This is a genomic window from Luteibacter mycovicinus, assembly GCF_000745235.1.
Classification (GTDB): Bacteria; Pseudomonadota; Gammaproteobacteria; order Xanthomonadales; family Rhodanobacteraceae; genus Luteibacter; species Luteibacter mycovicinus.
Genome location: NZ_JQNL01000001.1, coordinates 3,048,787 through 3,071,802 on the forward strand (window position 1 = coordinate 3,048,787; position 23,016 = coordinate 3,071,802).

A 23,016-nucleotide genomic window follows, 5' to 3' on the forward strand; every position below is an offset into this window, starting at 1 on the left:
CCATGACCGAGACCTTGATCAACGTGCTTCGTCGGCGCGGGCCACTTAGCGCGAGAGATCTGGGCGAGGCACTCGGCGTCAGCCAGCCGACGATTTCCCGGTTGCTCGACACCAGTGGGGCGGAGGTGACGCGTTTTGGTCGAGCCAGGCGTACGCGTTATGCAGCACGGCGCGATGTCCGGGGTCTCGGTTACGAGTGGCCGCTTTTCCGAGTCGATGCGCAAGGTCGACCTCACGAGTTTGGCCTACTTGCGGCGCTGCACGGCGGCGGATGTCTTCTGACAGGGGCCACTCCGGTGTGGTTGCGCGACGAGTTCGTCGATGGGCTGTTTCCCGGTGTGCCCTGGTTCCTCGACGACCAACGGCCACAAGGATTTCTTGGCCGCCAGTTCGCGCAGCGCTGGTCGCGCGAATTGGGACTGCCCGCCGATGTGCTGCTCTGGGACAACGACGCGGTACTTACGGCGTTACTCCGTCACGGCGAGGATGGTCCGGGAAATTTCATTCTGGGCGAGGCTGCGCTCGAGCGTGCATTGCAAAGTGAGTTCGACGTCGTTGCCGAGGAGACTCGATGGTCTCGTTACGGTGACATGGCTAATGTAGCCATCGCCGGTGAAGCCGTCGGATCATCGGCGGCAGGCGAGCAGCCCAAGTTCACAGCCACGGTGATCGACGCGGAAGGTGCCACCCGCCACGTCATTGTCAAGTTCACCGAGCCGGTGGAAGCCGGTGCTACGGCACAGCGCTGGGCTGATCTCCTGATCTGCGAGCACCTGGCTGGCCAGCTCCTGGCCGAGCAAGGCAACGCCAGTGCGCCTACCGAATTGATCTGGTCGCAAGGCCGCCTTTGCCTTGAAGCGACCCGCTTCGATCGCATAGGCGCCTACGGGCGGCGAGGCTGCGTCAGTCTGGCGGCGTGGAGCGATGCGCACGACGGCAACCGCGACGACTGGGCCACTGCTGCCAGGCGCATGCATGAAGCTGGGTGGATCGACGACGCATCGCTGGCGCAGGTTCGTCAGCGCTGGTGGTTCGGCCGGCTGATCGGCAACACCGACATGCACTTCGGTAACCTCTCGTTCTTCCTCGATGACACGCTGCCAATGGCGGTGACACCGAGTTACGACATGTTGCCTATGCTATATCGGCCTGCTTCAAATGGCGCCATACCACCCCGCGTCTTCCAGCCCGCTGTGCCGAGTCCGGGGGATATGACGTACTGGCTGTGCGCTGCACGCTGGGCTGTGATCTATTGGACGCGTGTTAGTCAGCATGCGGAAATCAGTGAGGGATTCCACGATATCGCCAAGGCAAATATCGAAGCGATAGCCCGCCTGCGCGAGCGCTTCGATACCTGACATCCGTAGTGATCGGCGCAGGCCCTGCTGCTAAAGTTTCTCCCTGCCCGCACTCAGGACCCTGGTTATGGACAACATCGAACGCTTCGACACCGGTGTCCCGGCCACCGCGTTCCGCCTGTCCTGGGTAGCCTATGTTCGTCCCGTCGTGACCCTCGCTGCCGCGCTCGTCATCGCCTGGTTCCTCCCCGTGCTGTATCGGTCGATTCTTGCGGTGCTGGCTTTGGCCTGGTTCGTCTACGCGGTCATGGAGGCAAGAGAGGTTCGCCTCTTCGTCAACGACGACGGCATCTGGGTACGCAGCGGCATCCTTCCGTGGAACCGCGGCGTCAGTGGAGTGAAGTGGCGTGACCTGGACGAAGCCTCGTTTCATACGGGCTTTTTCAGCTGGGCCGCCAGGTCCTACCGGGTGCGGATCGGTCACCGCTTTACGAAGAGCAGTGAGATCCTTCTGATGCACGTACACGAAGGCAATCGTGCGGTGGCGGAAATCAACGGGATTCATCGTGCAAGGATTTCGCGGGGTCACGACTGACGACGGCGAAACCGCTCGCTCGGTGTGGATAGCTACCCAGCGGGCTGTCGGGCTGTTGGGTAGCGCATCGATTACATGCCCGCGGCATCCAGCAGCGCGTTACCGCTCTGTCCCGCGCTTCCGCTCGTCTTGTAGGCATTGAGAAGAATGCCCTTCTTGTCGAATTCGAAGACGGCGTCTTCGTGCTCGTTAGGCTGGAACGGCATGGCGGCGATACGTGTGAACGTATAGTTCCAGACTTCCTTGCCCATCACCTCGGACTTCTTTGGCGGCTGGCCGATGGCGGCGATGACATCTTCTCGGCGGGTCTTGCCTTTGGTGAAGGAGTTCAGGGTCTCCTGGCTGATCTGGGTGCCCGTTTTGTGGTCGAGTGCGCTGCATCCGGCCATGGCGGCGACGGTCAGGGCTGCGACGGCGAAAGCTCCAGCGATCTTCATATGAGTTCCTCTCATGGTCTTGCGTGGGGATATCGTCAGCTGACGACCGCCCATTGTGCGTTGGCAAGAAACCGTTTGGGGCTGTCTTCACGCATTTTCAGACTAGTCCTATGCCGCTGCGCGGACGCGGCCCCGGCATGCGGGTTCTCCGACATCGACGACGTCAACTCCTTATTTACATTCCGCACCGCTTCCCGGTAGCCTCTCTTCCGCCCAAAACCATGGGCTACCTCATTTGCGCCACCGGACGGAGCAGTCAGTTGTTGAAGGTCAGGGATCCCCGCCGCCATTGCGCGGCGCAGGCTGCAAGCTCCACACGCGCCAAAGCTCATATCCATGAATCGCGACGTTTCTCCGTGCGAGGCGCATCTCTTTGCGACGCACGTGGACCGCTGGCGCGTGCCCGTGTGAGCGCACTTCGCGAACTACGTCACAGTTTCTGACAGGCACATCAGGGAGGCCACCGCATGGATGGCGGACGCATGTGTCTGTTTCCAAAGATCGACAATCATCGGTTGTGCTGCCCAGGCCAGCCACGATATCTCCAGGGGAACATCGAATGAATCGCACTTACCGTCTCGTATGGAACAGAGCCCTGCGCGTTGTCCAGGTCGCTTCGGAACTCTCGTCGAGCGAGGGCGCCGCAGCGGACGGCACGAATGCCGCGCCGCCGCGGATGACGCGTCTGTTCAGCGCGTTGCTGGCAGCCGGCCTTTGCTTATCGTCTGCCGTGGTCTTCGCGCAGAACGCGGCGCCTGGCGGCTCCGGCAACTCCGCGGCGGCCGGAAGGGTCCTCTCGGGCGCGGGCGGCGCGGGTAACGGGACGGGCGGGCAGGCGACGCATGTCGATTCGTCCTTCGACGCGAGCGTGATCGACGGCGCATCCGCGAACAACGGCGTGGGTGGCTCGGGCGCGTCAGGCATCGACGACCCCGAGGGGGCGACAGGCGTGGGTGGCGCGGGTGGTACGGTAGGCGCGCCGGGCACGGTGATCGTCGGCGGACGCGGCGGGGATGGCAGCACGGGCCATGCCCCGGGTGGCGGTGGCGGTGGCGGCGCGGGTGTCTATACCTCGGCGACGAGCTACAACGTTTCCGCTACCACCATCACGGGCGGCGCGGGCGGACATGGTGGCGGGCAGGATCTGATTGCCGGTGGGGCCGGGGGCGGTGGCGGTGGGGCCGGTCTGGTGTCGGGCGTCGCCAGCGGCTTCGTTCTCAATCTGTCAGCAGGGCAGTCGATCACGGGCGGTGCCGGCGGCGCGGGTGGCGCGGGCAGCACCACCGGCGTCTCGGTCGGTGGCGGTGGTGGCGGTGGTGGCGACGGCGTACTCATCACGGGTACGGCGGGTAAGGTCACCAATGCCAATGGAGCCACGATCACAGGCGGCGTGGGCGGCGCCGCCGGTGGGGGCAATTCGGCGTCGGGCGGCAGCGGCGCGTCCGGCGCCGGTATCCGTGCGCTGGCCTCGGGATTGCACGTCACCAACAATGGCACGATCGCCGGTGGTACGGCGACCGGCAACGGCGCGGCGGGCAACGCGATCGTGACCCAGGACAGCGCCGACATCGAGAACTACGGCACCCTCGCGGGTGGCGCGTTCACCGGCGGCCATGCATCGGCGGTGCTCTTCAACGGCGCCGGCAATGTGCTGGGGCTGCACGCGGGTACCGTGATTCAAGGCGCCATCGAGCTTGCCAGTAACGCGAGCGCCTCGATCGTCGCGGATGCCGCCGTATCACTGAATGGCGTCACGCTCGACGGCGGCACGGCCGACGTCGTCTTCAACGCGACCAACGGCGGCTCGATCGACCTCGGTGGCGACCTTACCGGCACGGGCAACGTCCGTAGCACGGGCGTGGGCAGCCTGACGCTGGACAACGTCAACCTTACCGGCTCGCTGGCGCTGAGCCACACCGGCGGTACCCATACCGCGGGCACCGTGCAGACGACCGGCGCGCAGACCTACCTCGGTGGCGTGACGCTGGACGGCGCCACGCTGTTTTCCAGCGCCTCGAACATCGGCTTCAACGGCGTGACCGCCGGCACCGACGCCCTCAGCGTCACCGCCGGTGGCACGATCACCGCCAGCGGCGTGGTCACGCTCGGTGGCAGCAGTGTCTTCACCGCGCTCGGTCATGACATCACGATGACCAACGCGGGCAACCGCTTTGCCGGACTGCTGACCGCGACGGGCCGCAATATCGCCATTGCTTCGAACAGCGCGTTATCCGTGGGTCCGGTCAGCGCCACGGGCAATGTCACGCTGACCGGCACCGCCATCACACTGCAGAACGATCTGCAGGCGACGGGCACGCTGACGCTCACCGGTGACAGTGTCACGCAGACCGCGGGCGGCGTAGTGGTCGGGACCCTGACGGGCAGCACGACCGGCGACTTCGTCCTTGCGAGCACCAATAACGCCATCGCCACGCTGGGTAACCTCACGGCGCAGAACGCGACGCTTGCGGGCGCCACACCACTCAACATCACCGGCACGGTCAACGTGCAGTCCCTCGCGTTGTCGTCGGCCGGCCGCTCGGTGCTGACCGGTACGCTCACGTCGACCGGCAACATCACGCTCCAGTCCGGGACGGAACTCGCCGTCGGTGGTGGCGGGACTACCGGTGCGCTTACCGGCAACGTGGTGGACAACGGCACGCTGTCGTTCAACCGTTCCAATAACGTCAGCTTTACGGGCGATCTCAGCGGCGCGGGTGCGCTGGTGAAGAACGGCGCGGGCAAGCTGTTGTTCGACGGCGACGGCAGCGGCTTCACGGGGAACACCACGGTCAGCGCCGGCAGCCTGATCGTCGGCAGCGCGGCGAACAGCACGGCGGTGCTTGGCGGCCCGAACGGCGCGGGTGCCGGCGTCACGGTCAATGGCAGTGGCACGCTCGGTGGCCACGGCACCATCGCGACGAACGTCGACGTCCTCTCGGGCGGTACGTTGTCGCCGGGCAATTCCGTAGGAACGCTGACGGTCGACGGCAATCTCACCCTCGAGCAGGGCAGCACGCTGCAGGCCGAGTTTGGTGGGCTTGGCTCGGGCGACCAGGTGGTCGTGTCGGGCAACCTCGCTCTCAACGGTGCCACGCTCAACGTCGTCGATGCCGGTGGCATGACCAACGGCGTCTACAATCTTTTCAGCACCGGTGGCACGCTCAGCACGAGCAACGGCGGTCTGGTGCTCGGCACGACGCCGGCGGGCCACCCGCTGACGCTGCAGTATCTGACCAGCTTCGGCCAGGTGAACCTGATCGATAACTCGACCTCGAACCTGAGCTTCTGGAACGCCAACGGCCTCGCCTCCGCTACGCAGATGGGCGGCGGCACCGGCGTCTGGTCGACCACCGCGCCGAACTGGACCGACGCCACCGGCACGCAGCCGAACGGTCAGATGTCGCCGCAGCCGGGCTTTGCCATCTTCGGTGGCGCCGCGGGCACGGTCACGGTCGACGGTACGCCAGGCCAGCTCCAGGCGACGGGCATGCAGTTCCTCACCGACGGCTACACGCTGACCGGTGACTCGGTACAGCTGCTGACCACCGATGGCACGACGCCGATCATCCGAGTCGGCGACGGTACGGCCAGCAGTGCGCCGTACACGGCGACGGTGTCGAGCGTGCTGACGGGCAACCAGGGCATGGAGAAGGCCGACGCGGGTACGCTCGTGCTGACCGCGGCCAATACGTATACGGGTAACACCGTGGTTTCGGGTGGCACGCTTGCCGTCTCTGCCGATAACAACCTGGGCGATGCCGCCAATGGTGTGACGCTTCAGGGCGGCACGCTGGGTATTACCGGCACGTCCTTCACCACGACCGACCGGGCGCTGACCCTCGCCTCCGGCACGGGCGGCACGCTGGCGGTCGCCGATGCGGGCAACGTCTTCAACTGGCACGGCGGCATCACTGGCGCGGGTACGCTCACCGTGCAGGGCCCGGGCACGCTGCTGCTCGATCATGCCAACAGCTACACCGGCGACACCGTGGTCAACGGCACGCTGCAGCTCGCCGCGAACGGCGCCATCGGCACCGGTACGCTGGTGCTCAATGGCGGTAGTCGCGTCGCGCTGTACGCGCCCGGCACGACGCTGGCCAATTCGGTGGTCGTCGGCGGCGAGACCACGCTCGACACCGGCGCGGGCACCGCGACGCTGACCGGCGCGGTGTCGTCCGCGGCGGGTAGCGACACCTCGCTCGACATCGTGCACAAGACCGGCACGGGCACGCTGTTGCTTGCGAACGCGGTCTCGCTGGGCGCCGTCAATATCGACGCCGGTACGCTGCAGATCGGCAACGGCGCGACCAGCGGCAGTCTGGAGGGCAATGTCGTGAACAACGGTGCGCTGGTTTTCCAGCGCGCCGACAACACGAGCTTCGGCGGTGTGCTCAGCGGCGCGGGTACCGTCAGCAAGCTCGGCGCAGCCAATCTGCAGCTCACCGGTGACAGCTCGGCATTCGCTGGCTCGACCACGGTGAGCTCGGGCAGCCTCCAGGTCGACGGCTCGCTCGGCGGCTCGCTCACCTTCGCCAGCGGCACGACGTTCACCGGTAACGGCACCGCGGGCAACGTCACGTTGCAGAGCGGATCGATCCTGTCGCCAGGCGGTGCGGGCATCGGCAAGCTCGCCACCGCGGGCGACCTCACCGTCGCCGCCGGCACGCAGTACTCGCTGGACCTCGACAATACCGGCAAGAGCGACACGGTCAGCGTCGGCGGCAAGGCGACGCTGCAAGGGGGCTCGGTCGTCAGCCTTGCGAGTGCCGCAGGCAAGTGGAGCCCGACCGCGACGTACACGATCCTGACCGCCGCCAACGGTGTCAGTGGCACGTTCAGCAATGTGTCGAGCAACCTCGCGTTCCTGACACCCCAGCTGGCGTACACCGCCAACGCGTTGAACCTCACGCTCATCCGCAACGACATCCTGTTTGCCGACATCGGTGCTACCCGCAACCAGAAGGCGACGGCAGCGGCGATCGAATCGATCGGCGAGGACCAGCCTGTGTTCGACACGGTGGTGAAGCTCGACGCCGCTTCGGCACGTCGTGCCTACGACCAATTGTCGGGTGAAATTCACGCCAACCTGCAGGGTGCCATCGCGGACGACGACCGTTACAAGCGCGAAGCGATCAACCAGCACCTGCTGACCCAGTTCGCCGATGAAACGGAAGACTCGTTCGCGACGTGGGCCTCGGCATGGGGCCATCGCGGCCACCATGAAGAAGACGGCAATGCGTCGAAGCTGGATGCCAGCGGTAGCGGCGTCTTCGTCGGTGCGGACAAGGGCATCGCGGATCGCTCGCGTATCGGTGTGGCGCTCGGCAGCGGTCGTGTCTCCGCCGATGCGCGCGACGATTCCGCCAGCGGCAATACGCTGACGGCGGCGATCTATGGCGGCGCCGACCTCGGCGACGTGATGATTCAGGCCGGCGGCATCTATTCGCGTTACGACATCGACACGCATCGCACGGTCGACGTGGATTCGCTGGCCGGTCGCCTGAGCGGCACCACCAAGGCGCACTCGCTGCAGGGTTTCGTCGAAGGCTCCTACGAGTTCCGTTGGGACAGCGGTGCGCTGGCGCCGTTCCTCAACATCGCCCAGCAGCAGCTTCGCACCAACTCGTCCGACGAGCGCGGTTCGAATGCGGCGTTGCACGTGATGGGCAGCAAGAGCGACCTGACCTACGGCACCCTCGGCGTACGCGGGCGTAAGGACTTCGGCGAAGACGGCCGCTTCGGCATCTTCGGCAGCGTGGGCTGGCAGCACGCGGCCGGCGACACCGACACGAGCAGCAAGCAGCGCTTCCTCGAAGGCGGCAACGCGTTCCAAGTGATGGGCACGCCGGTCGGGAAGAATGCGGGCGTGGGCGTCTTCGGTGTCCGTTTCCTCGCGACGCCGACCGTCACCATCGATGCCTCGTGGAATGGTCAGTTCGCCAGCGAGGCGAAGGACCAGTCGGCTCGCCTGGCACTCAACTGGGTGTTCTGATCGAAGGCCCGGGCCACGTTTCGGCGTGCGCCCGGGCCGTTCCGACTTACGGAACGTCGGGTACGACCGGGGCGGGAGTCTGTGCCACGCGCTCCGCCGTTCCGGCGTGAGGCTGGCTTGCCGACTGCTGCATGGCCTGCATCTGTGCCCGCTGGATCTCGTGGATGTACACGCCGTACATCACGCACAGCATCAAAGCCATCACGATCACGGCACCCACGGCGGCGAAGACCGGCGCGCGACCTGGTGTCCGGTCGTCCACGTCGGCCCAGGGCGCGGTGTCATTGGCGGACAGTACGGGAAGCGGCGGCTCGGAGACCTTGCCGAGCATGGCGCGTATGCCCACCCCGTCGATCAGCGTGACATGCGGAAACCGCGACGCCGCCTCGATGGCGGGGCGGGTGAATTCACCCGAGCTGACCACGATGGCGCGGGTGGCCCCGGCGGCATGCATGACGCCCATCAACTGGTGCACGTCATGGTGCGGCACCTGCTGTGCGACCCAGTGCTTGCACTGAACGACGGTGATTTCGTCGCCACGCGTCAGCGTGAGGTTGCTGCCGATGCCGACGTCGTCACTGTGACCCGCGAGATCCGGGCCGGCATGCTCGACGATGTAGCCTCGTTCCCGATAGTAGGTGGCGACGAGTCGCTCGAACTCACTCCGCGATACACGGGTGAGTGCGTCGTCGTGCCGAAAACGCACAGGTTTGGTGAACCTCATCGCCAGCGATCCGCGATGATCGACCGGAAGTCGCGCCCATGGGCGCCGTGCAGGACTGCCATGGTATTCCCCCTGATCGAGCGTCGCGCCCCCTTGGTACGTCGCTGGATGCTGTGGAATATAGCGCGTTATTCTGTGGATTCCTGTAGGCGAACGCCTACATCGCATTGCCTAAGTAGGTAATCGTTTTCACTCGTAAGTAGTATCTGCGTACTCGACGAAGCAAGGACATCGTTTTGCGACATCCCATGAGATCGATCTTCATCGGCGCCGCGGTACTCGCGCCCGCGCTCAGCTACGCCGCAGGCTTCGACTGCGCGAAGGCCTCCACCCCGATCGAAAAAGCGATCTGCGCATCGCCCGGCGTCTCGGCGCTCGACGGCGAGCTGGGCGACGCGTTCAAGGCCGCCCTGGCCGGCCACCCCGGCAAAGCCGACGCGCTCAAGCTCGATCAGCGTCACTGGCTGGCCAGTCGCGATGAAGCAATCAGCAGCCAGATACGCGACGAGCCAGGCAAGACGTTGTCCGGTGACGTGGCCCGGTATCGCGACCGTATCGACTTCCTGAAGGGTCTGGACTCACCCGTTCCTAAACCACTGGACGTGATCGCCGCCGCTTTGCCGAAGCTCTCGGGCAGCCAATACGACGTGCTTCACGGGCTGGCGGCCAAGGGCGTGCCGCTGGTGGTCGCGAAGAGCAGCGACATGAGCAAGCCGTCCGACTTTCCCTACGAGGCGGATAAGACCGTCGCGAACGCGCTCACTGAAGGAAGCGGCGACGCGCAGTACCGCGTTCTCGCGGGATCGCCCGTGAGTTCCGTGTATTCGTTGCAGGGGACGGCGAACTGCTGGTCGGAAACGCCGTTCCGCATCGAAGGCAAAAAGGCTATCGCCGTCGAGGCTCCGGACGCCTGGGGTGCCGACTGCATGTCGTCGCACGAGCTAGTGAAGATTGCCGGCGATTACGCGGCGGTGGTTGTGGGCTATGGCGGGGCCGATGAGCTGAGGGTGCAGGCCGCCCGTTGGGAAGGAAAGGCCTTCGGCAAGGACGCGCTGCTGGTCGCGCGCTTCGACCACACGCTTTCGATCAAGGGCAGCGCCTGCGCGCCGAAGCAGTCACCGTGTGACGATTTTGCGGCGACCGCGATGACCGTCGCCAACCGCTTCGACCGGAGTCCGCTTGCCGACACGCTGGCGCGGCTGCCCCAGGGCGCCGACAAGGCGGCGTATGCCGCGGCGTACGCGGCGGCGACGGCTGACGACGGGATGGCAGCAAAGAAGAGCCAGACGCGGCCGAGCCTGCCGGACTTCGGCACCGGTTTCACGGACGGTTCGATGGCGGATTACAGCGCCGAAGGCACGTTGTTTCCGCTGACCTTCCGTGGAGAAACGCTGCTCGGCTATATCGACCACGGTCACGTCGGCTGGCGCGTCAACGACGACTGGATCGTCTCCGCGTGGCGGCTCAAGGCCGGCCAGCTCGAGCCGGTCGCCTCCGCCTACATCGAGGTCAAGCGCGGCGCGTTCCTGCTGTCGTCGATGGTGCCGGTGCCCGCGCCGGATCCGCACTGAGTCGAGTCCATCCGGCTAAAAAAAATTCAGGGATAGCCCATGAAACGCTACGTCATTCTGACTGCCATGGCCGTGCTGGCGGTAGGCCTTGCCACGCATAGGCCGGCTCACGCGGACGAAGCTCGTCAGACGTTCCGTCCGACGGGCATCCCCGCCACGCTGCCGGTGACCGGCACGGAACTGGTCGACGGCAACGTGGTGCGCAGTCGCTACTACCGGTATGGCGACGGTGAGCCCGGACAGAAGCCTATCGTGATCTTCGTTCCCGGTTCCGGCTGTGACGGTGCTCTGGCCCTGGACAAGGATGGCAAGGCGCATGCCGGACTGGAGATGTTCGCGCTGCCTCGCTTGCGCGATGTCGATGTCTACGTGGTGGAGCCGCCGGGCATTCCACGGCAGTTCGCCGCGCCTGAGCACGGCCTCAGCGAAGGTTGCCCGGCGGCCTTCCTTGAGGCCAATCGGTTCGAGGATGTCATGGCCGCATACGGCCGAGCCTTGCATGACATCACCGACGGTCGGGTCGCCGGGCGGCCCGTGATGATCGTCGGCACGTCCGATGGCGCTCTCATGGCAGCGGCGCTGGCGGCAGGGAATACCGCCACGACGCATCTGGTCCTGATCTCGGGCTTCGGTACCTCGCAGGTGGCTGACCAGCTCAGGCAGCGCGTGGATCAGGCGTTCTCGGATCGAGTGGACGAAAAAGGCGTGGCAAGCGTTCGCGAGTACCGAAGCAAGCTCGATTTCGCACAGAAGCACCCCCAGTCGCCCGTGCTCTGGCAGGGTCAGCCCATGTCCCGATGGTCGAGTTCGGCGCAGATCTCCGGTGTGGACCTGATTCGCCGTCTTCCCGCCGCGGTGCACCTGTTGTTGGTTCAGGGCGGTCGCGACGCGAGTTGGTCGCCTGACGCATTCCGGCAGGGCGTCGCAACACTTCTCGCCAGTGGACGCGGTATGGCCATCCGCTACATAGCTTGTGGCGATCATCAGCTTATGTGTGCGGGGGACCCACCGGGCCCGGGGCACCTGAAGGAAACGATCGAGCAGGCGCTACGCTGGCTGGACGACGGCCACGCGGACGCATCGTGGACGACGTTCGATGCCGCACCCATGACGACGCGTTCCGCTGGCCGACAACTCCCGGTGGGCTATGGTGAGGAAAGGCGGTCGAGATAACGCCTTTGCGTTGCGCGTTCGGCATTGCGCAGCCCGCTTACCAGCGCACCGCGACGTCCAGCCTCGCGCCCTGATCCTTCCCTCCACCGCCGAAGCGACCCTGGTAGCTCGCGCCCACCGTCGTATGACGACCGATGGCGAAGGTCAGGCCGAGGTCAGCGATACCGGCGTTTCTCGCGAGCGGGGCGCCCTGGATGATGAACGTGTCGCCGCCATTGAGGAACCGCTGACGATCGATCGGCGTGAGATCGCCATAGGCGCGCTGGTAACCGAGCTTTGCGTGCGCGTCGATACCGTCCCCGATAGACATCCTGCTACGCAGGCCGGCGGTGACGACCGTGGCGTTTTCACGCGTGCCACGTATCGCAAGCGCCGCATCGGCCTGTTGCTCGGTGAACCCATCCTGCTGCGTGCGGATACGCGCGACATTCGCAAACGGTGTGAGCGAAGCGGCCGACACGGCGATGCGATAACCGGCATCGAGCCATCCCTGCGCAAGGTTGCCGTCGTAGCGCGCCGAGGCGTGATGCGTGGCGAGGCCCGGAACGTCGAGTCCACGATGCGCATCCATACGCTGCCATGCATACGTCGCGCCTGCACTGAGCTGCCACGCATCGACGGTGGCGGCGGCATAAAGGCCCGCGACGCGGCTCTTCGCGTTGACGCTGTCGTTGCCACTGCGCGTGCTCAGGTCGCCGGCACCGCCAAGCGCGCCGACGCGTACGCCATCAAGGTCACGGTCGAGACCGGCCAGCAGGCCGCCGCCGTTCGATCGCACGCGTTCGAACCCGATCGCGCTGCTGCCGCCCGCGTTACCCCAATGTCCCCAGGTAGCCGTCCATGCGCCGTTGCCGGGAAGCGCGTCGTCATTCGAGGCGTCGAGGTGTCGCTGCACGGTGTCGCGAACCTGGCGCGCGTCGTCCGTGCGCGCGCTGCGCGACGAGGCGTAGACGGCGCCGGTAAGACTGTCGAGTGCAGGCATCACGTCGGCATGGCCGAGGACCGCCAGCGTATCGAACAATACGCCGCCGATGCCCTGCGACTGAATCGCCGTGGCAGTCGATCGTGCGTTCCGATTCGTCGCCAGCGTCGCGAAAGCGATATCGTTGCGATCCAGTTCGAGATAGACGGCTTGCGCACCGTAAGCCAGCCGTGGCGTGAGGAAGGGCTTGTCGACGGTCACGCTGTCGAAGGTGCCAGTCACGCCGCCCGCTGCGGTCAGGATGGTATAGCGCGTCGACGGCTTCACCGTCGTGCCGCTGAAGCGTGCATCGACGAGCCCGCCTTGCAGGGTGGCGGTTCCGCTGGCGGCGATCAGGTCGCTTGCACCGGCAGGTGTCGCCGTCACGATATAGCGCGAGGCTGCCGCCAGCGTGACGTTCCCCGTAATGCGTAAGCTGCCGGTCGTGCCATCGCCAGCGACGCTGAGGCTGCTGCCGTTCGAAGCGACGAGTGCACCGATGGCGCCTTGGCCCGTCAGTGCCGCGTCGCTCCCAAGCGTCACGCTCCCGCCAAGCGTACCGCGCAGGTCGAGCGTTCCGGCATCGACCTGCGTTGCGCCTGTGAATGCCGAGCCATCGCCGATGGCGAAACTACCCACACCGCGCTTGATCAATCGACCCGTGCCCGACATCGCGCCATCGAAGGTGACATCGTCGGCACGGTCGAAGACCAGCGTCGCGTTGTCGACCACTGAGCCGATGAGCGAGCCCGCGTGAGCACCGTCGCCGACGATCAGTGTGCCGGCGTCAACCGACGTGCCGCCGCTGTAGCTGTTGGTTCCCGTGAGAAGCAAGGTTCCCGCACCGAGTTTGTGCAACACACCGCTGCCGGTGATGCCCTGTGTGAGCTCTAAATCGCTCGCAGTCTCGATGCCGCCTCCGCCGCTTCCCACGGAAACGTGGCGATCGCTGGCGAAAGCTCCGGTGTTGCGCAACACGCCACCGTCCAGCGTCACCGCATTCGATGCATCGCCGAGGCTGGCATCGCGTGCGATGGACAACCGGCCGCCGTTGACGGCAACGCCGCCGCTCCACGCGTTGTCAGCCGTGAGCACCAGCGTGCCGGCGTCGGTCTTCGTGAGTCCGTGCGTGCCCTGGACGACGCTGTCGATGGTCGCGGTGACGTTTGCGCCTGACGCCGAACCGTCGCCCACCCGCACATTGGCCAGGCCGCTGGCGTCACCCGCCAGGACGAGCGGCGCGCCGGTCAGACGATAGCCGTCGCTCATTATCTGCAGTCCCGTCACCGCGATGTCGCCCGCGCTCGCGTCCAGTGTCACGGTGCCCGCCGTTCCGCCGAAGACGGCGAAGCCGGGCTGCGGCGACATGGGCGCGGTGACGCTGCCGGTCGCGTCGGTAAAGTTCACCGAGGTGAGCGACCACGTGCCGTCTCCACCGCCCATCGTCGTGGCGGAGGCGCGACCGTCCGCATTCCAGAAGGAGAGGGTGGTGCCCTGCGTGCTGAGCAGGTCGATCGCGTGATCGGCGGCAAGATAGCGCAGGGTCAGGCGGGCCCCGGCCGGCGTCGAGCCCAGCTGAATGCCCCCGTTGGTAAAGGTGGCCAAGCCACCTACGTCGAACAGCCGGTAGACACCGGCGCCGAAGCCGGATGACGTGACGAGATGGAGCGTCACATCGTCGAAGGACGCGTCACCACCGACGCTTACGCGATCGCCGATGCCCGTGTGGAGAAAATCCGCGCCAGGCGAACCGAGTTCATAGCTCAGGCTGCTACCCGACTGCATCGTCAGATCGCCACCGACGCTGAGCGTGCCCACGCTGTTGCCGGGGCTGATGCCGCCGCCGGACGCGATGGTCACATCGCCATCCACGCGTCCATGACCGGCCAGCGTGCCGCCGCTCTGCACGAGTGCATCGCCATGCAGGTACGCGGCCGACCCGGCGACGGAGCCGACGGTCAGCGTGCCCTGCGCCACGGTGGTCGCAACGGTGTTGGTCGTGTGCCCGTCGATGATGAGCTTGCCGGTGCCCGTTTTGGTCAGCCCGGAGATATCGGAGATCGTGCCCGTGAGTGTTCCACTGCGGCCGGCGTCGACGTTGAACGTCACGCCGCTGCCAAGGCTGAAGTCATTGGCGACGGAGAGGTCGTCGGCGCCGAAGTCGAGGGCGAACTGGGCGCCCGCCACCAGGCCCGAACCGAAGGCGGTGCTGCTGGTGGCACATACGCGGGTACCCGTATCGATGAAGGTCGAGCCGCTGTAGCTGTTGTTTCCCGCGATGGTGAGCAGGCCACTGCCGCCGAAGGCGAGACTGCCGTTGCCCGACAGATTGCCAGCCAGAGTCTGGTCAGCCGAACCGACCACGCTGAAAACGCCCCGGTTGACGACATCGGCGGCGATGCTGCGTGTGCCGCTCGTGGCGAACAGCTGAAGCGCGCCGGCATCGATCACGATGTGATCGGCGTTCAGCGCGCCGCTCAGCGTGAGCCACGCGCTGCCGGTTTTCGAGAGCGTGCCGATGGCGACATTGCCGGCGTACGTCGCATCGGAGGATTGCTGCACGCTGAGCAGTCCCGTCCCCGTGATGCTGCCACCCGTACCCGTCAGGTTGCCGAGGTTGTACGTCGCGCCGCTCAGCTGCAGTGTGCCGCCGGTGATGTTGTATGCCGCTCGTGCGCTGTTTGACTGCGTCAGGGCCAGGACGCCGCCGGAGAGCGACGTGCCGCCCGTATAGGAAGTGTTGCCACTGAGCGTCAGCGTGCTGTCACCACTCTTGACGATGCCGCCTGCGCCGGTGATAGCGCCCGACAGCGTGGCGGACTGACCCGTGGGGACGCCGAGACTGGTGGCGCCGCCGAGCGTGATGGCGTTGGCGATGGACATGCCGTTGGTGGTGAGGGTCAGCGCGTTGTTACCTGCCAGCGCCAGCGTGCCGCTGCCGAAGGCCGCGTTGCTGGTGGCGCGTACGGACGATCCGCTGGCGACCGTCGTGCCGCCGGTGTAGCTGTTGTTGCCACCGAGCGCGACAAGGCCCGTGCCGCCGATGGTCAGGTTACCGGTGCCGGACAGGTTGCCGCTGATCGTCGTCGCCGCCGTGCCGAGGATCGCCAGGGTGCCCTGATTGGCGATGTTCCCCCCGACGACGCGCGTGTTCGCGTTGTTGGTGAGCTGCAGCGTGCCGGCGCCGATGGCGAGTTGGGCCGAGGTCACGTTACCCGTGAGCGTCAGCGTCGCGGCGCCGGCCTTTTGGAAGGAGGCCACGCCGACATCGCCCGCGTACGTGGCGGCAGTGGACTCCTGAACGTTGAACACGCCCGGTCCCACGATCGAACCGCCGGTACCGGACAGGTTGCCGATGTTGTACGTGCCGCTTCCCAGTTGCAGCGTGCCGCCGTTGACGATGTACGGCGCACGCGCGTTATTGGACTGTGTCAGCGCCAGCACGCCTGCATTGAGCGTGGTGGTGCCGGTATACGTATTGCTGCCAGACAGGGTCAGCGTGCCCGCGCCGTTCTTGATGACGTCGCCGCCGCCGGTGACGGCACCGGCCAGTGTTGCCGTCGCGCCGCTGGCGATCTCGAAACGCGTGCTGCCACCCCGCAGAAACGCACCGTTGAGCGCCCAGCTCGCGTTGGCGGTCGCGGAAACGACGTCGAAGCCGGAGACGTTACTGGCTGTCGAGCCGTTGCCACCCAGGCGTAACTCGTTGGATGCGCCATAGGCATAAACGTCCCCCGTCAGCGACGTGCCGGTCGAAAGGGTGAGGAGGTTGTTGCCGCCGTAGAGGTCGAAGGCATGAGCCCGTGCGCCCGTGCCGCTCAGCCCGCCGATGACGGTGCCGGCGTTGACGAGGGAGGCGCCGCCGTTGTCGGAGACGATGCCTGTACCGCCGCCGCCCGCACCACCGGTGTCACGTGCCACACCACCGTTACCCCCGGTGACCGTCCCCTGATTGGTAAAGGTGGTGCCGGGTGCCAGCCACACGCCCGCACCTCCGCCACCGCCGCCGGCGCCTTGCCGGGTGGGGTCGGTCGCTGCGCCGCTGGCGCCACCGTTACCGCCGACGATCAGGCCGGCATTCGTGAGCGTCGCGCCGTTCGCCAGCGACGCTCCGGAGCCGCCGCCACCGCCGCCGCCCGCACCACCGCCGACGTCATCGCCACCATTGCCGCCGCTGCCGCCCCGAAGCGTCGTGCCCACGGGAACCGTGTTGCCCGCCGTCGTGAAATAGACCGAGACGCCGCCGCCTCCACCGCCCGCCGCGCCATTGGTCGAGTTGGCACCGTTGCCGCCGGTAAACGTCGCCGCGGCGAAGGTACTTGGGCCCGACGTGGTGATCGAGGCGTTGCCCCCGGCGCCACCGGCGCCGCCAGGGCCGCTGCCCGCCCAGCCCGCGTTGCCCGCGCTGCCGTTGCCGTTCGAGCTGTAACTGAAGAAGTTGAGCTGGTAATAACCGCCGGCTCCGCCGACACCACCGCCGCCCGGTGAGCCGGATCCCGATCCGCCGGCACCGGCGTAGTTCTGGCGGGAGCCACCGTTGTCCTGGCCGGCAAAGGCGATGGCCGGCGTCACAGCGCAGGCGGCAAGAATGCAGAGCGTCAGGGTACGACGGCGCGGCACGCGCGCACCGTATACCGACGTGCGTGCCGCCGGGCGAAAACGGATAACCATGTGGCACGAACCCCTGCTGATTAGCGACCGCGCGCGCGCGTCCCCCGAAGCCCTGCCTCGACGACGGGCAGGGCATCCCTGTGATCGCCGTCTCACGCACCCGTAGGTGCAATTTTGAGTGGCCACCACCAAGTGTGACGCATGTCACATATTTGGTGTATCGGCGCCTGGCGGCTTTCCTTTACTGGCGGATTTCGATCGCAACCGACATGAGCTAAGGGACGTTCCGGTGTGGCTTGCACCCGCCAGCTCACCGGTGGGAGCTGAGCCTGTCAGCGTTTCACGCCTTGCGGCGGCGCAGGGCATAGCCGATCGCCAGAATCGCAAACCACACCGGGCTCGCGATCAGCGCCTGACGCGTATCGCTTTCCAGGGCCAGCAACACCAGCACGAAGGCGAAAAACGCCAGACACACCCAGCACATGAACACGCCGCCCGGCATCTTGTACGACGACACCGCGTGGAGCTCCGGGCGCTTGCGCCGGTACGCGATATACGCCGCCAGAATCAGCGACCACACGAACATGAAGAGAATCGCCGCCAGGGTCGTCACCAGCGTAAATGCGGTCACGAGGTTGGGCACCACGGCAACCAGCATCGCGCCGCCCAGCAGGCAGATGCACGAGAAGAGCAGGCCGCGCGAAGGCACCGCGGCCCTGGACAACTTTGCGAAGGCCGACGGAGCGTGGTTCTCTTCGGCCAGACCGAACAACATGCGGCTGGTCGAGAAGATGCCGCTGTTGGCGGACGAGGTGGCCGAGGTCAGCACTACGAAGTTGATCAGGCTGGCCGCGGCGGGGATGCCGGCCAGCAGGAACAGTTCGACGAACGGGCTCTTGCCCGGCACCACCTGGCGCCACGGCGTCACCGACATGATCACCACGAGGGCGAGCACGTAGAACAGGATGATGCGCACGGGGATCGAGTTGATCGCCTTGGGCAGGTTGCGCTCCGGGTCGGCCGTCTCGGCGGCTGTCGTGCCGACCAGTTCGATACCGACGAAGGCGAACACCGCGATCTGGAACCCGGCAAAGAAGCCACCGATGCCCATCGGGAAGAAGCCACCGTCACTCCACAGATTGGACAGGGAGGCGACGTGGCCATCGGGCGACCTGAACGCCCAGGCCACCATGCCGAAGCCGGTGACGATCAGTGCGCAGATGGCGATGATCTTGATCAGCGCGAACCAGAATTCCATCTCGCCGAACAGTTTGACCGTCGTCAGATTCAGCACCAGCAGGAGCGCCACGCACAGTACCGCCGGTATCCACGGTGCCAGTCCCGGGAACCAGAACTGGGCATACGAGGAGATCGCGATCACATCGGCGATGGCGGTGATGATCCAGCAGAACCAGTACGTCCATCCGCAATAAAATCCGGCCCATGGCCCGAGCAGGTCGGTCGAAAAATCGATGAACGACTTGTACTCGAGGTTGGACAGCAGCAGCTCGCCCATCGCCCGCATGACGAAGAACAGCATCACGCCGATGATCAGGTAGACGAAGAGGATGGACGGCCCGGCAAGACTGATCGTCTTGCCCGAGCCCATGAACAGGCCGGTACCGATGGCGCCGCCGATGGCGATCAGCTGCAGGTGGCGATTGGACAGGCTGCGCCTGAGGTGCTGCTCGGGGGACTGCTCCGGCGGAAGGGACATCGGCATGCTCGGGTCGGGACGGAAGCGGTGAACATACGGGGGTGGCCCCTATCCGGCAAGGATTCTCAGTGTGTTCCGGCGACGTGGGCTCAGCGAGGTCTCACCACGCTCGCCCCACCCAGCACCTGAGGCATCACCCGCGGCAGGAACGAGTGCGGAAAAATGGGTGTGACCGCGCTCGCCTCATCCAGTCGGCGCAACTGCGCATCCGTAAACGTCACCTCCAGGGCCGCCAGGTTTTCTTCGAACTGCTCCGCCGTGCGTGCACCGAGGATCGGAATCACCGTCGGCATCTGCTTCGCCAGAAGCCAGGCGATCGCTGTCTGCGCCAGTGAATACCCAAGCTCGCTGGCAACCTGCCTGAGCACGTCGACAATGTCGAAGTTGCGCTCGCTCAAACCGCCCATCCCCGACACGACGGCAGAGCGCGTACCGCTCCACACATCCGCCCCCTTATGCTTCTCGATGTCTTCGCGCGTGTACTTGCCGGTCAGCATGCCCATGCCCAGCGGCGACCAGGCGAGCACGCCGAGACCCAGCTCCTGCGCCATCGGCAGGAGATCGTGTTCGACGGTGCGCTCGATCAGACTGTGCTCGATCTGCAAGGCCACCAGTGGCGCCCAGCCGCGCAGATCGGCCAGCGTCTGCATGCGCGCGACCTGCCATGCCGGTGTGTCGGAAATGCCGGCGTAAACGATCTTTCCCGCGGTGACGAGGTCGTCGAAGCCGCGCATGATCTCCTCGATCGGTGCCAGCCCGTCCCAGACATGCAGGTAATAGAGGTCGATGTAGTCGGTATCGAGACGGCGCAGGCTCGCTTCCACCGCGCGGACCATGTTGCGGCGGTGGTTGCCGCCGGCGTTCGGATGGCCCGGCTCGGTGTTGAGCGAATACTTCGTCGCGATCACGGCGTTGTCGCGGCGGCCGGCGAGGAACCTGCCGAGCAAGGTCTCCGACGTACCGCCCGTGTAGAAATTGGCGGTGTCGATGAAATTGCCGCCGCGCTCCATATAGATGTCCAGCATGCGGCGCGATTCCACTTCGGCGGCGCCCCAGCCCCAGTCGTCGCCGAAGGTCATCGTGCCCAGCGAGACCGGGCTGACGCGCAGGCCGGAGCGGCCGAGGGTGAGGTAGTCGTTCAGTCGCTTGCTCATGGTCCACTCCAGGAACGGGAAAGAGGCTGGAACGATAGGCGCCCTATTCCGCTGGATAAATGGGGTTGCTCGCCATAGGCTATGAAGTCCGGCTTCACAATGGGGGTGCCCGATGTCGTCCGACCTGCTGCCCGCCATCGCCGCCTTCGCGCGCGTGGCGCACCACGCGAGTTTCACCCGGGCGGCCGCCGAGCTGGGCGTGTCGCCCTCGGCCTTGTCGCAATCGATGCGGAATCTGGAGCGGCGCCTCGGCGTGCGTCTGCTGGACCGTACGACGCGCCGGGTCGGCGTCACCGAGATCGGTCAGCGTTTCCTCGACGATGCCCGTCCCGGGCTGGATGTCCTGTCACACGCGATGGACACGGTCACCGAGTTGCGTGAATCGCCCGCCGGCCTGTTGCGTATCAACCTCGCGCGTGTCGTGGCGGATGTCATTGTCCTGCCGCACCTGGCTGCCTTCACGGCCGCCTATCCGGAGGTGATCGTCGACCTGCATTGCGATAACACCTTCCTCGACCTGATCGACGGCGGTTTCGACGCGGGCTTTCGTATCGGCGAGAGCCTCGCGAAGGACATGGTGGCGGTACCGATCGGCGGTCCGCAGCGCATCGCGACCTTCGCCTCGCCCGGCTACGTCGCGCGGCACGGCCTGCCACGCACGCCCGCGGACCTGCTCGATCATCGGTGCGTATCCATTCGCCTCGCGAACGAACGCAGCGTGATGCTCTGGGACTTCGAGCAGGACGGCCGTATCGTCGAGGTCGAGACCACACCCGCCCTCGTCAGCAACGATGGCGATGTGCTGCTCAGCGCGGCGCGGGCCGGTGTCGGCATCGGCTGCCATTTCGAGCCACTGGTGCGGGAAGACCTCGACGCGGGCCGCCTGGTCCCTGTGCTGGAAGACTACTGGCCCACGTTCGAGGCGTTCCATGTGTACTATCCCAGTCGAATGCACATGCCGCGGAAGCTGCGCGTCTTCATCGACTTTCTGCGCGAACGCCACGCGCCCGACGCCATCCAGGGAGCCATGCCATGACCGCCGATTATCACCAGGCCCTGATCGAGGCCTATATCGATGCCTACAACCGCTTCGATGTCGAAGGCATGCTGGTGACCCTCACCGATGACGTGCGCTTCGAGCACCATGCGGCGGGTGAGCTGGCCGTGGCGACGGATGGCAAAGCCGACTTCGAAAAGCTCGCCCGCGTCGGCGCCGCGCTGTTCGCCTCGCGGGCGCAGACTATAGTCGAGCTACGCGACGAGGGCGAGGTCGTGGTGGCGACGATCGATTTCCACGGCGAGATCGCCGAGGACATCCCCGACGGGCCGGGCGCGGGCACCATCATCGAGATGCAGGGCGCCTCGGAATTCAGCTTCCGCGACAGCAGGATTTCGCGGGTGATCGACCGCGGCTGACCGACGGCAGCGACTCAGGCGGCCAGCCGCTGCACGGCGGCGAGCAGGCTCTTGCGGTCGTACGGCTTGGGGAGGTATCCCATGGGCTCGCGAACCCATTCATGCTGCTCTTTCGCCTCGCCGGACGTGACCAGAATCGGCATGTCGCTGTGGCGCGTGGCGAGTTCCTGACCCGACACCGTGCCGGGCATGCGCACGTCGGTGAACAGCAGGTTGGCCTTGCCCGTCTTCAGCCAGGCCTCGGCTTCGTCACCGTTGCGCGCGGTGTGCACCTCGTAATCCCCCTCGAGGATCATCGCCGTGAGTTCGCGGATGGCGTCATCGTCCTCGACGAGCAGGACGACAAGCTTCGGGTCAGTGGTCATGGGACGATACTTTTGAAGGAGTTAACAGCGAGGCAGATACCGGTTCCGACGTGAACCCGATGTCAATGAAAGTCGTCCGGTGGGTGCTATTCCATTGCGCCCGACGGGCACGCATCATATGACTTTTAAGGGGGATCACCATGACCGCACTGAGCCAGCGCACCATAGAAGCCATTCGCACGCACGAGGCCCAGCTGCTGGCCACCTGGCAGGCCAACCTCGAGACCAGTGGCGCGTCACGGGACGCCCGCATCAACCAGGTCGAGTTCGACGGCCAGACCCGCGACTTCCTCCGCCTGCTGGTCGGGGGTGCCAACGCCGGTGAGGGGAGCATCGCCAATCAGGAGTGGTCCGAAACGCGTGCCTTTCTCGAAAAGCTCTCGCGCAGCCGCGCCCAGCAGGGTTTCGATTCTCAGGCCACGGCCAGCTTCATCTTCTCGCTGAAGCGTCCCCTGTTCGACCTGCTGCAGACCGTTTATGCGTCCGAGCCGGTCGAGCTGGCACAGCAGCTCTGGGCGATTTCGGAGTTGCTCGACTCGCTCGGCATGCACACGATCCGTGCCTTCCAGAAGTCCCGCGAAGAGGTCATCGCCCGGCAGCAGGAAGAACTGCTCGAACTCTCCACCCCGGTGGTGAAGCTCTGGGAAGGCGTGCTGGCCCTGCCGATGATCGGCACGCTGGACTCGCAGCGTACGCAGGTCGTCATGGAATCGCTGCTCCAGCGTATCGTCGAGACCGGCTCGGAAATCGCCATCATCGACATTACCGGTGTGCCCACGGTGGATACGCTGGTGGCGCAGCACCTGCTCAAGACGGTCACGGCGATCCGTCTCATGGGCGCCGATGCCATCATCAGCGGCGTGCGTCCCCAGATCGCGCAGACCATCGTGCACCTGGGCCTCGACCTGCAGGGCATCGTGACCAAGGCGAACCTCGCCGATGCGCTGGCGCTGGCGCTGAAGCGCTCGGGCATCACGGTCTCCAGGGCCGACTGACGCC

At 65.9% G+C, this 23,016-nt stretch carries 14 protein-coding genes; 8 read left to right on the plus strand and 6 right to left on the minus strand.

What is annotated here, in order from left to right; all coding sequences use genetic code 11:
- Positions 1–2 precede the first annotated feature (2 nt).
- Together yjjJ and FA85_RS13355 are read left to right on the plus strand one after the other, a co-directional pair.
- Positions 3–1,358 (plus strand): type II toxin-antitoxin system HipA family toxin YjjJ, encoded by a 1,356-nt coding sequence (yjjJ, locus tag FA85_RS13350; protein ID WP_239708953.1) that lies wholly within the window; start codon positions 3–5, stop codon positions 1,356–1,358.
- Between the two features lie 67 nt (positions 1,359–1,425).
- Positions 1,426–1,893 carry a hypothetical protein gene (locus FA85_RS13355; RefSeq protein ID WP_036116068.1) on the plus strand — a complete coding sequence of 156 codons (468 nt, stop codon included), beginning with the start codon at positions 1,426–1,428 and terminating at the stop codon, positions 1,891–1,893.
- Between the two features lie 71 nt (positions 1,894–1,964).
- Here FA85_RS13355 and FA85_RS13360 read toward each other — a convergent pair whose 3' ends face one another.
- Positions 1,965–2,330: an outer membrane protein assembly factor BamE gene (locus FA85_RS13360; RefSeq protein WP_036116065.1), complete on the minus strand. Its 366-nt coding sequence runs from the start codon at positions 2,328–2,330 to the stop codon at positions 1,965–1,967.
- Between the two features lie 559 nt (positions 2,331–2,889).
- Here FA85_RS13360 and FA85_RS13365 point away from each other — a divergent pair.
- Complete coding sequence (locus tag FA85_RS13365) at positions 2,890–8,325, plus strand: autotransporter-associated beta strand repeat-containing protein (RefSeq protein ID WP_036116063.1); 5,436 nt, start codon at positions 2,890–2,892, stop codon at positions 8,323–8,325.
- A gap of 46 nt (positions 8,326–8,371) precedes the next feature.
- Here the strand turns inward: FA85_RS13365 and FA85_RS20995 are convergent, their stop codons facing one another.
- Positions 8,372–9,049: a restriction endonuclease gene (locus FA85_RS20995; protein ID WP_051943990.1), complete on the minus strand. Its 678-nt coding sequence runs from the start codon at positions 9,047–9,049 to the stop codon at positions 8,372–8,374.
- A 248-nt stretch (positions 9,050–9,297) separates the two neighbouring features.
- Between FA85_RS20995 and FA85_RS13375 the strand changes: the two genes are divergently transcribed.
- Together FA85_RS13375 and FA85_RS13380 are read left to right on the plus strand one after the other, a co-directional pair.
- A complete protein-coding gene (locus tag FA85_RS13375; protein ID WP_036116060.1) occupies positions 9,298–10,620 on the plus strand; it encodes a lysozyme inhibitor LprI family protein in 1,323 nt (440 codons plus the stop codon).
- Positions 10,621–10,659: 39 nt separating this feature from the next.
- Positions 10,660–11,793, plus strand: a complete 1,134-nt coding sequence (locus tag FA85_RS13380; RefSeq protein WP_036116058.1) for a hypothetical protein — start codon at positions 10,660–10,662, stop codon at positions 11,791–11,793.
- 37 nt (positions 11,794–11,830) lie between these two features.
- On the opposite strand, the gene FA85_RS13385 is transcribed toward FA85_RS13380, so the two are convergent.
- From FA85_RS13385 to FA85_RS13395, 3 genes are all read right to left on the minus strand, one after another.
- Positions 11,831–17,425 carry an autotransporter-associated beta strand repeat-containing protein gene (locus FA85_RS13385; protein ID WP_036116056.1) on the minus strand — a complete coding sequence of 1,865 codons (5,595 nt, stop codon included), beginning with the start codon at positions 17,423–17,425 and terminating at the stop codon, positions 11,831–11,833.
- 280 nt (positions 17,426–17,705) lie between these two features.
- Positions 17,706–19,088, minus strand: coding sequence for a D-serine/D-alanine/glycine transporter (gene cycA / locus FA85_RS13390; RefSeq protein WP_156108801.1), 1,383 nt, complete (start codon positions 19,086–19,088; stop codon positions 17,706–17,708).
- Between the two features lie 83 nt (positions 19,089–19,171).
- Positions 19,172–20,236, minus strand: coding sequence for an aldo/keto reductase (locus FA85_RS13395; RefSeq protein ID WP_036116053.1), 1,065 nt, complete (start codon positions 20,234–20,236; stop codon positions 19,172–19,174).
- A 112-nt stretch (positions 20,237–20,348) separates the two neighbouring features.
- On the opposite strand from FA85_RS13395, the gene FA85_RS13400 reads away from it, so the two are divergent.
- A complete protein-coding gene (locus tag FA85_RS13400; RefSeq protein ID WP_036116052.1) occupies positions 20,349–21,272 on the plus strand; it encodes a LysR family transcriptional regulator in 924 nt (307 codons plus the stop codon).
- A complete protein-coding gene (locus tag FA85_RS13405; protein WP_036116050.1) occupies positions 21,269–21,652 on the plus strand; it encodes a nuclear transport factor 2 family protein in 384 nt (127 codons plus the stop codon). Before FA85_RS13400 ends, FA85_RS13405 begins: the two co-directional genes overlap by 4 nt.
- Before the next feature lie 14 nt (positions 21,653–21,666).
- Here FA85_RS13405 and FA85_RS13410 read toward each other — a convergent pair whose 3' ends face one another.
- The gene (locus tag FA85_RS13410; protein ID WP_036116048.1) at positions 21,667–22,017 is read right to left on the minus strand and encodes a response regulator; all 351 of its coding nucleotides are present in this window, start codon (positions 22,015–22,017) and stop codon (positions 21,667–21,669) included.
- 140 nt (positions 22,018–22,157) lie between these two features.
- Between FA85_RS13410 and FA85_RS13415 the strand changes: the two genes are divergently transcribed.
- The gene (locus FA85_RS13415) at positions 22,158–23,012 is read left to right on the plus strand and encodes an STAS domain-containing protein (protein WP_036116045.1); all 855 of its coding nucleotides are present in this window, start codon (positions 22,158–22,160) and stop codon (positions 23,010–23,012) included.
- Positions 23,013–23,016: the final 4 nt, after the last annotated feature.